This window comes from Mariniflexile jejuense, assembly GCF_042675665.1.
Taxonomy (GTDB): Bacteria; Bacteroidota; Bacteroidia; order Flavobacteriales; family Flavobacteriaceae; genus Mariniflexile; species Mariniflexile jejuense.
The window spans coordinates 195,498-209,427 of sequence record NZ_JBHTJI010000022.1; the positions used below are offsets into that span (position 1 = coordinate 195,498).

At 31.7% G+C, this 13,930-nt stretch carries 11 protein-coding genes; 2 read left to right on the forward strand and 9 right to left on the reverse strand.

Annotated elements, in window-relative coordinates; all coding sequences use genetic code 11:
• Positions 1–75: 75 nt before the first annotated feature.
• The 9 genes from ACFQ1R_RS12635 to ACFQ1R_RS12675 all read right to left on the reverse strand — a co-directional run bounded on the left by ACFQ1R_RS12635 (position 76) and on the right by ACFQ1R_RS12675 (position 10,102).
• Positions 76–1,059: a Gfo/Idh/MocA family protein gene (locus tag ACFQ1R_RS12635; RefSeq protein WP_379926603.1), complete on the reverse strand. Its 984-nt coding sequence runs from the start codon at positions 1,057–1,059 to the stop codon at positions 76–78.
• Complete coding sequence (locus tag ACFQ1R_RS12640) at positions 1,040–2,746, reverse strand: sodium:solute symporter (RefSeq protein WP_379926604.1); 1,707 nt, start codon at positions 2,744–2,746, stop codon at positions 1,040–1,042. The genes ACFQ1R_RS12635 and ACFQ1R_RS12640 overlap by 20 nt, the downstream gene beginning before the upstream one ends.
• A gap of 114 nt (positions 2,747–2,860) precedes the next feature.
• Complete coding sequence (locus ACFQ1R_RS12645; RefSeq protein ID WP_379926605.1) at positions 2,861–5,383, reverse strand: PIG-L family deacetylase; 2,523 nt, start codon at positions 5,381–5,383, stop codon at positions 2,861–2,863.
• Positions 5,384–5,579: 196 nt separating this feature from the next.
• A complete protein-coding gene (gene corA / locus ACFQ1R_RS12650; RefSeq protein ID WP_379926607.1) occupies positions 5,580–6,647 on the reverse strand; it encodes a magnesium/cobalt transporter CorA in 1,068 nt (355 codons plus the stop codon).
• Between the two features lie 19 nt (positions 6,648–6,666).
• Entirely contained in the window at positions 6,667–7,194 is a 528-nt protein-coding gene (locus ACFQ1R_RS12655; RefSeq protein ID WP_379926608.1) for a mechanosensitive ion channel domain-containing protein, read from the reverse strand.
• A gap of 52 nt (positions 7,195–7,246) precedes the next feature.
• Complete coding sequence (locus ACFQ1R_RS12660; RefSeq protein ID WP_379926609.1) at positions 7,247–7,852, reverse strand: Maf-like protein; 606 nt, start codon at positions 7,850–7,852, stop codon at positions 7,247–7,249.
• Positions 7,852–8,763 (reverse strand): geranylgeranylglycerol-phosphate geranylgeranyltransferase, encoded by a 912-nt coding sequence (locus tag ACFQ1R_RS12665; RefSeq protein ID WP_379926610.1) that lies wholly within the window; start codon positions 8,761–8,763, stop codon positions 7,852–7,854. The genes ACFQ1R_RS12660 and ACFQ1R_RS12665 overlap by 1 nt, the downstream gene beginning before the upstream one ends.
• 66 nt (positions 8,764–8,829) lie before the next feature.
• Positions 8,830–9,339, reverse strand: coding sequence for a KdsC family phosphatase (locus ACFQ1R_RS12670; RefSeq protein WP_379926611.1), 510 nt, complete (start codon positions 9,337–9,339; stop codon positions 8,830–8,832).
• On the reverse strand, positions 9,320–10,102 hold the full coding sequence (locus ACFQ1R_RS12675; RefSeq protein WP_379926612.1) for a Rossmann-like and DUF2520 domain-containing protein: 783 nt from the start codon (positions 10,100–10,102) through the stop codon (positions 9,320–9,322). Before ACFQ1R_RS12675 ends, ACFQ1R_RS12670 begins: the two co-directional genes overlap by 20 nt.
• 123 nt (positions 10,103–10,225) lie before the next feature.
• Between ACFQ1R_RS12675 and ACFQ1R_RS12680 the strand changes: the two genes are divergently transcribed.
• Together ACFQ1R_RS12680 and ccsA are read left to right on the forward strand one after the other, a co-directional pair.
• Complete coding sequence (locus ACFQ1R_RS12680) at positions 10,226–10,612, forward strand: group III truncated hemoglobin (RefSeq protein WP_379926613.1); 387 nt, start codon at positions 10,226–10,228, stop codon at positions 10,610–10,612.
• 128 nt (positions 10,613–10,740) lie between these two features.
• A complete protein-coding gene (ccsA, locus tag ACFQ1R_RS12685; RefSeq protein ID WP_379926614.1) occupies positions 10,741–13,929 on the forward strand; it encodes a cytochrome c biogenesis protein in 3,189 nt (1,062 codons plus the stop codon).
• The last annotated feature ends 1 nt before the right edge of the window (position 13,930 follow it).

A 13,930-nucleotide genomic window follows, 5' to 3' on the forward strand; every position in this document is an offset into this window, starting at 1 on the left:
ATTGATAAATAAAAAGTAAAACAAACTTTACATTTAGACAAATATATTTAACAAAAAGTAATATTAACTTAACTTTTAATATTCAAGATTAATAACTTTTCTAACGCTATCAAGTGTTTTTATAAGGTTTCTGCTAAACTCAAAAGTCATAATATCACTTTCAGTTTTACCATCACGTATCAGTTGGTTAAAATGAATGGTTTCGTAGTTATAACCAATGGTTTTATACCCAAATTCTTTAACTTCTTCATTTCCATCAACAATTAATGACACAGTAGATGGGCAATGAAATTGAGTGTTAATTTTAATAACTCCCTTTTCGCAATAAAAAATAGCTTCTGTTGGCAATACTTCTAAAAGTGAACTTTTTAAATGCGCTTCTACATTGTTTTGGTAACCAAAAATCATAGTACATGATGAATCGATACCGTTTTCAAAAAAAGTAGCTGATGCATCAATATGTTTTGGCAAACCTAATGTTGAAAGTGTTGCAAAAATGGGATAAATACCAATATCTAAAAGGCTACCACCACCCATGGCTTTATTAAACAATCTGGTTTTTGTGTTATATTCTCGTTGAAAGCCAAAATCACTTTCAATTTTTAAAATATTGCCATATGTTTTACTCTCTAATAATTTCAAAACGTATTGATAATGTGGCAAAAAATACGTCCAAAGCGCTTCCATTAAAAGTACGTTCTTTTCTTTAGCTTTTGCTATCATTATTTCCACTTCTTCAGCGTTCATAGCAAACGGTTTTTCACCTAAAACAGCAATACCCTTTTCTAAACACATAAGTGCATTTTCTTTATGTAAAGCATGTGGTGTTGCAATGTAAACAGCGTCAATTTCTGGGTCGTTTGCTAATGCTTCATAACTATTATATGCTTTTTTAGCATCATATTTATCAGCAAAATAATCAGCTTTTTCTTGGTCTCTTGATGCAACGGCATATAATTCGGCATCAGGAATGGTTAGTAGGTCGGTTGCAAAACTATTAGCAATTCTTCCTAAACCTATAATGCCCCATTTAATTTTTTTAGGTGGTGATTGTATCATTTTTAGAATTTAATTGAAGTAGGCATGCTATTAGAATAACAATGGCACAACCCACAAAGTTTAGCCATAAATATGGCAAATTAATTAGTTGGTATTCATTAAGAAAAAACAAAGCAATAACAATAAACTGGGTTATTAACGCCGCTATAAAAACCGCTTGTCCTTTTACAAACTTAAAGAAAAAAGCCAATAAAAAAATGCCTAACACATTTCCATAAAAAATAGAACCAATAATGTTAACCAACTGAATTAAATTTTCGGCAAGTTTTGCAACACAAGCCACACCAATAGCTATAATGCCCCAAGCAAAAGTGAACCATTTGGAAGCTTTAACCATGTGTTCTTCGGTTTTTTCAACAGTGTTTCGTTTGTATAAATCGATGGTTGTTGTAGAACCTAAGGCATTTAACTCGCTTGCTGTACTAGACATGGCTGCACTTAAAATAACCGCCAACAACAACCCTATTAAACCACGTGGTAAATTATTCAAAATAAAATGAATAAATACATAATCTTTATCGTTACTTTCTACTTTTATATTTTTATTTTTTGCTGCTTTTTCAATAAGAATTCTAGCTTCTTTTTTTATAGAGTCGTTAGTTTTATTTGCCCTTGAAATTTCTTTTGAAACTACATCATTTTCACTATTTACAAACGAATTTATATAAGCTTGCTTTTCATTAAAAATGATATTTTGCTTTTTTTGAAGCAGTTTGTAGGCTTCAGAATATTCAGAATTTAAAACAACCTCTGTTGCTGTAGGATTAAAGTTAACAGGCGCTTCATTAAACTGATAAAACACAAAAACCATAACACCTACTAATAGGATAAAGAACTGCATTGGTACTTTTAAAAGTCCGTTAAAAATCAATCCCAATTGCATTTCTTTTACCGATTTTCCTGATAAATACCGCTGCACCTGACTTTGGTCTGTTCCAAAATACGATAACATTAAAAACGTACCACCAATAATACCACTCCAAAAGGTGTAGCGGTTATTCAAATCGAATGAAAAATTTAACACTTCCATTTTACCACTAGCGCCTGCAATACTAAGTGCTTTACTGAATGAAATATCTTGAGGCAATTTATCAACGATGAGAAAAAAGGCGATTAACATACCTATAAAAATAACCACCATTTGATGCTTTTGCGTTACGTTTACAGCACGCGTTCCACCAGAAACGGTGTAAATAATTACCAACAACCCAATGATTATGTTTAGGGTTAATAAATTCCAACCTAAAACCACCGATAAAATAATAGCAGGTGCAAAAATAGTAATGCCTGCTGCCAAACCACGTTGTATTAAGAACAAAATAGCGGTTAGCGTTCTTGTTTTTAAATCGAAGCGGTTTTCTAAAAACTCGTAAGCGGTATACACATTTAAACGATGGTATAATGGAATAAACACCATACAAATAACCACCATAGCAATGGGTAACCCGAAATAGAATTGTACAAATCCCATACCGTCGTTAAACGCTTGACCTGGTGTTGAAAGAAAGGTAATTGCACTAGCTTGTGTAGCCATGACCGATAGACCAATAGTCCACCATTTTGAAGTATTTCCGCCTTTTAAATAATCTTGAACGTTTTTACTGCCTTTGGTTTGCCATGTGCCATACACAACAATTGCCAATAATGTTGCACATAAAACTACCCAATCTATCCAGTTTAATTGCATATTAAAAGGCTTGAGTAATTAAGTAAAAGGCTATGATATACACCAAATTAGCTATTAAAACTATCGAGTAAAGTTTTAACCAAGGTTGTTTGGTTTGTTTTTCGTTATTCATATCTAATTATTTAGCTTCGTGCTTGGTTTTAAATCTTCTTTTCCTATGGAAAGCATATTGGCAAACAACCTGTATGCGCCCGAAACACCTTCTGGAAATTCTCTAAAAAAGCTTAAACCTGTATAGATATAATACCCTTTTCCGTGTTTAGCAACCAATAAACTACCATCTTTTGGCGATTCATTTTTATCATTCATTGATAAAATTGGCGTAAACTCACTTCCCCATTCGTTAGGAAAATACAAACCGCGTTCTTGTGTCCAACCTTCAAAATCGTGTTGGGTAATTTTGTTAGGATAATTTAAAAGCGGATGGTTAGGGTTTAAAAACCTAACTTCAGCATTTTCATCGGTTACACGATCATTCGATAATTTTAAATTATATGGTGCTAATGTATTTGTTTTTAAACCTCGGCTTGTATTGTATTGCACAATCATATTACCGCCTTTTGCTACAAAATCAAATAGTAATTGTTGTTTAAATTCAATGTTTTCTAAAGTATTGTAAGCACGAATCCCTACCACAATAGCATCAAATCTGCTTAACGTTTCTGCGTTAATATCTTCTGGTTTTATAGTTAAAACATTGTATCCTATTTGCAGTAAACTTTCAGGAACTACATCACCAGCACCAGCAATATAACCAATATTTTCACCCTTCTTTTTAATATCTAAACGCACAATTTTACTTTCACTTGGTAATAAAACGGTTTGATAAGGAATGTGTTCGTATGTTATTTCAATAAGTTCTTTGGTGTAATCTGAATCGTTTACGTGAACAATTGGACTTATGTAACCTTCACTTTGATTTTTTGGAGGAATAACCGTAAACGAAAGTTGTTGTTCTTCGCCTTTATGAACGATGCTTACTTTTTGTTTTTCAGGAAAAATATTCCAATCTTTTGGATGGCAAACTTCAACAAATCCTTCTAAATTATCGCGTCCAGCTTTTACAATAACTGTAATATCGCGCTGTTTATCATTTTCAAAAATGATGACTTTATCTGAAATTTTAGCCGAAGCTTCTGGAATAATTTCAAACGGACGATACAACTCACCTTTATCTGGTTTTGAATAGCGATGTACTACAGTTTTAGTTATAGAAAATGGTATATCATTTATTTTTAAGTTGAAGTTTACTTTAACACTTTTAGGCGTTTCTGGTTTCCCTATGAAGGCTTCATTTTCAACCTCATACATACCTAATGTGCCTTTTTTATTTAACCAATATACTGATGTGTATTTTTCTTCGCTAGAAATATAATAATCTGTATCAAACTTTTCAGAATCGTTATTTTTCAACGCTAATTGTTTTGAAATGGTTTTTCCATCACCTTGAGTAATACTTTCTAAAACAATATTTTGGTTGCTTCTGTTTAAAGCTTCAATATTAATTTTAACCGATTGATTTAATGTTGTTGAAGGCACTTCTGCTGAAGCTTCCAAATATAAACCAGCACACATTTCAATAATTGCTGTAAGTTCTTTGGTTTTTTGAGTTTTCCAATGTAAATCGTCTATATTCTGAAGCAATTTATAAGCTTCAAGCAACTTAGGAATGTGACCCGATGGATTTTTAAAATTGAAATTATTTTCTATTGCGCATAAAATATCGCCAATGGCTTTACCGCCTTTTACACGATTCCAAGAGGTGTCAATACCATCAAAAATATTGTCTTTATTAGATAATGCATCACCTTTTAAAAACTCTAAATATTCTTTTTGTGAACCACGCTGTGATAATCTGCCAAAACCTTGGCATAAATGTTGGCTACTTGCTAAAGACGCTAATTCGTTATTAGACATTCCTTTAAGTGGGTAATACGTACCAATATCAAAGTTTATCGTATTGCCTTTATTGGCTTTATCAAATTCTTCTTGATTACGGTAAAACCATGAATTGGTATTAAAAAACAAACGTTTCGGTTTCCAAACGCCAGCGTCTTTTAATAATTCAGAATAGGCGTTTTTATCACCAGCCAAATCAAAAGCTTCAAAACTTAACATGGCAGAACTTGTGTGATGTCCGTGTGTTGTACCAGGTGTTCGGTGGTCAAAACGGTTAATAATTATATCTGGTTTAAAGGTTCTAATGGCCAAAACAACATCGCTTAAAACATCTTTTTTATTCCAAATATTTAAGGTTTCTTCAGGCTCTTTTGAAAAACCAAAATCATTAGCTCTCGTAAATAACTGTTCGCCGCCATCAATTCGTCTTGCAGCCAACAGTTCTTGTGTACGTATAACACCTAAAAGTTCTCTTATTTCTGGACCAATAAGGTTTTGTCCGCCATCACCACGTGTTAGTGATAAATAGGCTGTTCGTGCCTTTACATGGTTTGCCATATATGCAATAAGGCGCGTATTTTCATCATCAGGATGTGCAGCTATGTACAACACAGAACCTAAAAAATTAAGTTTTTGAATGGATTCAAAAATCTCTGAAGATGTTGGTGTTATTGGTTTTTGGGCTTGTAAAAGCGAAAAAGTGAATAAAAATATTAATAAAAGTAAAACTCTTTGCATACGTATTTAGTTAGCTAAAAAACCAAATATAACAAAGTAATAGAGGGATTTTAGTGCTTTTAATGTTTATTTAACGTTGTTGAAGTTATAGATAAAAGATATATAATGGATGTTATAAAAGTGGTATTAATTAGTGAATTATCTAAAGCCTATTAACAATTACTAAGGTCAAATAACCAAAGATTAAGGACTAAACCTAAAGCCACTTCTTACGTTTAAAATAATATAGCATGCCTAAAAACATAGCAATCATAACACACCACAAAATATAGTACCCATTTTTATAATGAAGCTCTGGAATATAATCGAAGTTCATACCGTAAATACCTGCAATAAATGTTAATGGAATAAAAATAGAAGCCATTATGGTTAGTACTTTCATTACTTCATTCATTTTGTTGCTAATGGTTGTCATGTACATATCCATTAAACTCCAAATCATTTCGCGGTATATGTCGATGTTCTCAGACACTTGAATTAAATGGTCGTATATATCGCGGTAAAACGTTTTTGTTTTTTTTAGAATAAGTGGACTTTCGTGTTTTTCAATACGATTAATTACTTCGCGAAGCGGAAAAATTGCCCGACGTACTCTTAATATTTCTCGCTTTAAATCTTGAATATCTTTATTGATTGTTTTGCCTACATGCCCTGAAAAAATAGCATCTTCATAATCTTCAATTTTTTCTCCTAAAGTTTCAATTATTGTAAAATAATGATCTACAATAGCATCCATTAAAATGTATAACAAGTAATCGGCTTGCATGCTTCGTGCTCTACCTTTTCCTTGCCTAATACGTTCTCTTACAGCATCAAAAACATCACCTTCAGATTCTTGGAAAGATAATACATAGCCTTTACCCAAAACAAAACTAACTTGTTCTGCAACTATGCTTTCATCATTTGCATGATACAGCATTTTTACAACTACAAATAAATAATCTTCATGTTCATCAATTTTTGGGCGCTGAGAAATGCTTACAATATCTTCTAAAACTAAAGGATGTAAATTGAAGTGATTACCTAATTTTTCAATTTCTTCAACATGGTTTAACCCATTTATATTTATCCAAGTAACAGAATCTGAACCTTTAAAATTAAAAGCTTCTTCAATAGTTGTTAGCTCTTTTTCATTACATCTTTCAACGTTATAATCAAAAGCTTCAATAAATAATTTTTTAGACGATTTATTACCTGTATAAATAACGCTTCCAGGTGGTTTTCCTAGTTTTTTGTTGTGTTTTTTAATTCTGTTTTTGCCCATTATATAAATATATAACTATTTAGATAAATTCTGCATCATCGTCTATTGCATCTTTTTCAATAAGTGTTACTGCTTTTTGTAACATAAGATTGTTTGGATACGTTACAAGATTACCATTATCTAAACGCAAGTGAAGTTGAAAGGCACCAATATCTTCAATAATGGCTTCAAGTGGAAAATCTTTATCATGTATTTCAATTTTATCGCCAACCTTATATGGAAATGAAAAAAACATAATAATTCCTGAAGTAATATTGCTTAAAATTGACCAAATAGCAAACAAACCAATGCCTATTACTGCAAATACCGATGAAAAAATAACCGCTAGTTCTCTTAACTGCGTTCCAAAAACATAAGCTTCTAAAAGTATTCCAATTAAAAATAAAGTAATGGTTACATATCTTCTAATTAGCCTAATTCTAGCTTCGTTTATTTCGTTTTTTCTAGCAATTTTGGTTATTGTGAAATTGGTAATATAGCGTATTAATAACAACGCTAATACAACTACGGTAGTTGCTATAAGCTCGCCTTTAAAATTTAATAACATGGAAAAAATTAAATATAAATTATTTAGTAAAGATAATAATACTGTTTAAAAATTACAGTTCATTTTGGTTAACATTAACGATATCTAATAATGTTTTGTAAACTGTATGTGTTGGCAATCCCATAACGTTAAAATAAGAACCTTCAATTTTTGTAACACCTATAAATCCTATCCATTCTTGAATACCATACGCACCTGCTTTATCAAAAGGTTTGCATGTTTTTATGTAATAATCAATTTCAGCGTCCGTTAAATTTTTAAAAGTAACTTTTGTTACGGTATTTAATGTTTTTTCAAACATTTGGGTTGTGAAACAAACTGATGTAATTACCTCGTGTGTAGTGTTACTTAACGATTTTATCATTTGAAATGCTTCGGCTTCATTTCTAGGTTTTCCTAAAGCTTGATTGTTATGCCAAACAATAGTATCGCTGGTAATTAGAATATCGTTGGGTTTTAGTTCGTTTTTATATGGCAATGCTTTTAATTGCGCCAAATAATCACTAATCTCGAAATGGGTTAATCTTGGTGGATATTCTTCTGCAATTGGCTTTAAACGTATTTCAAAATCTAATCCTAAAGCTTTAAAAAATTCTTGTCTTCTAGGTGAACCTGAAGCTAAAATAAGGTTGTATTTTTTTAATTTATCGTTCAGCATTATAATAAAATATACTTGTATAAAAGTAATGAAAGCATTCCAAAAAATAGTACTAATTTAAATACATTGCTAATTTGATGAAATTCCTTTTTTGTTTTAGAACTAAAAATTTTAATACAATTATAAAGCAACGGACCAATAACCAAAACTAAAAAATAAAGCACTGCAACTTGGTTTTTGTAAAGTGAATTAATAACGTAATACACGATAAAAAGTAAACATATAATTGTTAATGCAAACAGTACTTTTGTAGCACGCTCTGTACCAATAGCAATTGGCAATGTGTTCATGCCAGCTTTATAATCGCCATTAATATCTTCAATATCTTTAGCTATTTCACGAAGCAAATTAATGGCAAATGCGAACAATGCATAATCGAAAATAATTTTAAAAAACGTTAATTGTGTTTGCTGATTTAAACTTGTAATGGTAGGAAGCAGCTCGAAAACACCAACAATTAATATAGAAAGTGCCACCAAAATAGATACAACAATATTTCCTATTAACAGTGTTTGTTTTAAATAACTGGCGTACACATAAAGCAATACAGAAATGATAACAAACAGCGAAAAAAAGGCATCTCGACCAACTAAATTGGACACATAATAACCAATACCTACACCAACAACATTAAAACCAATAAAAAGGTTATACGCTGTTTTTTCGGAAATTGATTTACCAATAATAAGTTTATCGGGTTTGTTTACAAAATCGGTTTCAACATCATAAATATCATTAATAATATTTCCTGCAGCTGCAATACAAAGGGTTGCTAAAACTAAAAGGCTAATACCTAATGCATTTAAACTTATTTGAACACCAAAAGGCTCTAAAAGAGCATATTTAATAAGTAATTGCGTTAAAGCAATTAGTATTAAATTTTTCCAGCGGATAAGGTTTAAATAGTTCAAAATTGTAAAGTTGTATAGTTGAAAGAAATATTGCCTAAAGCATACAGCTTAAATCCTAAAGCAATTTTAAAACGCCCATTTTCCTTGTACTTTTAATACTTGTTCAATAACATCTCTAGCGGCACCTTCGCCTCCTTTTTTGTGCGATATGTATTTTGAAACACCTTTAATTTCTTGTATCGCATCTTGTGGGCAAGTTGGCAAACCTACAACTTTCATTACAGGATAATCGGCAACATCATCACCCATATATAGTACATTTTCAGGTTTGATGTTATTGGTTTTTATATAGTCTTCAAACTGAACTATTTTATCATGTGCACCTAAATATACTGTTTTAATACCTAAGCTTTCTAAACGCAATTTTACGCCTTCATTAGTTCCTGCAGAAATAATAGCAACGTTATAACCAGCATTTACAGCAAACTTTAAAGCAAAACCATCTTTAACATTCATGCTTCGTAGTAATTCACCTGTTGTGGTTACTAAAACATTACAATCGGTTAAAACACCATCTACATCAAAAATAAACGTGGTAATGTGGTTTAAATATTCTTTATAGCTTTTTTCTTCCATGGGTTTGTTGTATAGAGGTTGTTAATAGGTTATAAATATCTGTATGATGCTTATTTTTTATAAGCTTTAAATGCTTTCTCAACGTTTTTTTATCATTGCGTTTTGCTGGACCAGTTTGTGCCATGTAAGGCGATACATTTTGTACTTTTTTAGCAGTTTCTAAAATGAGTGGTTTTAGAAGATCGAATTCTGCACCTTCACTTTCGGTAATTTCATGTGCAACTCTGTAAAGCTGATTTGTAAAGTTATTTACAAAAACTGCTGCTAGATGCAATACTTTACGCTGATCGGTATTTACCTTTTTTGTTGGACTTCCTAGGGCTTTTGCCATTTTTTTAAGCACATGATAATCTGTACTTTCAAGTGCTTCAATACAAATAGGCACATTAGCAAAATCAATTTCGGCAGCTTTACTAAAAGTTTGTAATGGGTAAAAAACACCGCGTTTATGCTTTTTGTCTATATCATACAAACTCGCTGCACCTGATGTATGTACTACCAATCTGTTTTCAAAAGGTAATTGAGTTGAAAGCATTTTTATAGCATCATCACTAACCGCTAAAATATATACATCAGCTTCATTAAGTTGTGCTAAATCATCTGTAATTGAAACATCATTTTTAAATGTTCTAATAGCATCTAAACTTCTGTTGTACCATTGAGTTACTGATACTTCATCAATTTTACAAAACGCTTTATACAAATGTGTAGCAACATTGCCAGCACCTAAAATTACTACTGAAATCATTTTGCGAAAATACATAAGAAAAGTTGAAAGTTGAAAGTTATGAGTTAAAAGTTAGCCTAGTATGCAATCACTTTTTTAAAAAATCAAAACTTTGCGCCTTTGCTCCTTTGCTAGATAAAAATTGTAATTTTGTGAGATATGAAACCAGATATTAAAACCAGAGAAGATGTATATTTATTAGTGTCTTCTTTCTATAAAAAAGTTAGAAAAGATGCTGTTTTAATGCCTTTTTTTAATGATGTTATAAAAGATTGGGATGCACATTTAGAAAACCTTACTACCTTTTGGGAAGCTAGTTTATTTTTAAAAACCAAATATTTAGGGAATCCACTTGAAGTACATGTTAAAGTAGATAAAGAAAATAGTAACAGTATTTCCGAACTTCATTTCGGATTATGGTTAAACCTATGGTTTGAAACTATTGATGAACTTTTTGAAGGTGATTATGCCCAAAACGCCAAAGAACGCGCCCGTAAAATGGGAACATTTTTGTATTTAAAAATTTTTGAAGCACGAGGTAAATAAAATAGTTTTTAGTCTCAGCATCCGTTTTCAGTCTTCGGTCATCTGTCCTATCTCATTTTCACAAACTTTAACACTTCAAAATAAACTTAAATACTTAAATTTGCCCGACCTTAAAATGGGTTCTTATTATGCAAAATAAACTCGCCAAAATTCTTTTTTCAACACGTCTTACCGCTATTTTATTTATTGTATTTGCAGCAGCTATGGCTACAGGTACTTTTTTAGATGCTGGTCAAAGCACATCGCCTACACCATATACTAGAAATTTAATTTATAATGCGTGGTGGTTTGAGGCTATTATGGTATTTTTTGTTATCAACTTTGTGGGTAATATTTTTAGATATCAATTACTTAAAAAGGAAAAATGGGCGACTTTAATATTACATTTAGCGTTCATATTCATTCTTTTAGGTGCTTTTATTACCAGATACATCAGTTTTGAAGGTATGATGGCTATTAGAGAAGGCGCTACCGAAAACACCTTTCTTTCACAAAAAACATATTTAACAACCTATATTGATGGTGATTATGAAATTGATGGTGTTGCACAACGTTTACCTATTGAACGTGAAGTTGATTTTTCAGAACGATTAGAAAACCATTTTAAAATTGAAACCAACTACAACAAACAACCTGTTTCCATTGAATTAGAAAAATTTATTAAAGGTGCAGAAGAAGATATCATTCCAAATGAAACAGGCGAAGCTTATTTAAAAATAGTTGAAGCTGGCGGTGGTGGCGCACACAATCACTTTTTAAAAGTTGGCGAAGTACAAAGTATTCACAACATACTTTTTGCACTTAACAAACCTACTGATGGTGCTATTAACATAACCTACAAAAATGATTCATTAAGTATAAAATCGCCTTTTGAAGGTGAATATATGGTAATGGCTACCATGGCGCAAGGCACTTTAGCTAAAGATAGTTTACAACCATTAATGTTGCGTGCGCGTTATGTAATTGGCGATATGCAAATGGTATTTCCAAAACCTGTTGTTAAAGGTGTTTTTGATATTGTTCAAAAATCGCAAATTTTAAAGAATGATGAAGATGGTGCTGTGTTTAAAGTAACTGCCAATGGTGAAACACAACGTGTTGGTTTACTTGGTGGAAAAGGTATGAACAATGCGTTTAAACAAATTAAAATTGGCGGATTAGATTTCGCTTTTAAATACGGTTCAAAAGTAATGGAGTTACCATTCGCTATAAAATTAAACGATTTTGAAGCAGAACGTTACCCAGGAACAGAAAAAGGCTATTCATCCTATTCAAGTCAAGTAACCGTTATAGATGAAGAAACAGGGAATTTTGACTATAAAATTTTCATGAATAATATTTTAGACCATGGAGGTTATCGCTTTTTCCAATCAAGTTTTGACCCAGATGAAAAAGGTACAATCTTGTCTGTAAACCATGATTATTGGGGAACTTTAATAACCTATATTGGTTACTTTTTACTTTATTTTGGGTTGATGGCTATTCTTTTTGCAAAAGGTTCTCGTTTTGGCGATTTAAAAGTAATGCTTGAAAAAGTAAAAACTAAAAAAACGAAATTATTGGGTGTATTATTCTTGTGTTTTAGCTTAAATACCTTTGCCCAAACACATACTGATAATGACGGGCATAATCACAATACAAAACCAACTAAAGCGCAAATAGATTCTATATTAGCCGCAAACATTACCCCAAAAGAACATGCCGATGCTTTTGGGCATTTGGTTATCCAAGATTTAAGTGGACGCATGATGCCTGTAAACACTTATGCCTCTGAAATGCTTCGTAAATTAAGTAAACACGATACTTATGAAGATTTTGATGCTAACCAAGTGTTTCTATCTATGCAAGAAAGTCCAATGCTGTGGTATAATGTACCTATTATCTATTTAACAGCAAAAAAGGCGGATACAATACGTCATATCATTCAAGTCGATTCAAAAGAAAAATATGTAACACTTGCCGATTTTTTTACAGAAAGAGGTGAATATAAATTAACCCCATTTCTAGACGAAGCCTATAAAGCATTGGCACCTAATGGATATCAAACACAAATTAAAGAAGCCGACCAGCGAGTTAATTTACTATATAACACCATTGAAGGTGCTTCATTAAAAATATTCCCTGTTCCAAACGACGAAAACAACAAATGGATTTCAGCCAATGAATACCAACACGGCGACTTTAAAATTCAAGATTCACTCTACGGAAATTTTATAAAGAATGGGTTTAAAATGTATTTAATAAAACTTAATGCTGCTAAACAAACCGGAAATTTTTCTGAAGCCACAAAACTTTTGGATGCTTTCAAAAAAACACAGCATCAACTTGGTGCATCGGTAATGCTAAGTGATGATAAAATTAACACTGAAGTACTTTACAACAAATACGATATTTTTAAAAAGCTATTTAGTTGGTATTTGTATGCCGGCAGCATATTGTTCATCTTATTAATTGTTCAAATTTTCAAAGAGAAAAGTAAAGCAATAAATAATTCAATAACTGTTTTTAAATTCATCATTTTAGGTTTATTTATTTTGCACACATTGGGCTTAATAGTTCGTTGGTACATATCTGGTCACGCACCTTGGAGTGATGCTTATGAATCGATGATTTATGTAGCTTGGGCAACCATGTTTTTTGGTTTAGCTTTCGGAAGAAAAAGTGATTTAACCGTAGCCTCAACCGCCTTTGTAACAGCTATGTTATTAATGATTGCCCATTGGAATTGGATGGATCCAGCCATTGCAAACCTACAACCTGTATTAAATAGCTATTGGTTAATGATACATGTGGCAGTTATTGTGGCAAGTTATGGTCCATTTACATTAGGTATGATTTTGGGTGTTGTTTCCTTATTATTAATGATTTTCACAACACAAAAAAACAAAGCAAAAATGGATTTAAACATTCAAGAACTTACTATAATTAACGAAATGGCGTTAACAGTAGGTTTAGTTATGCTTACCATAGGAAACTTTTTAGGTGGTATGTGGGCAAATGAAAGTTGGGGACGTTATTGGGGTTGGGATCCAAAAGAAACATGGGCTTTAATTAGTATTATGGTGTATGCCTTTGTAATACACTTGCGTTTGGTTCCAGGACTTCGTGGGCGTTGGTTTTTCAATTTGATGTCTATAATAGCTTTTTCAAGTATTATTTTTACTTATTTTGGAGTTAATTTTTACTTATCAGGTTTACATTCATACCAATCTGGACAACAAATTGCAAGTTTCAACATTATTGCTATCACAGTTGGTGTTGTTATTATATTAGGCTTTTTTGCATATCTAGGCTATAAAAAGCATTATAAAAAATAGA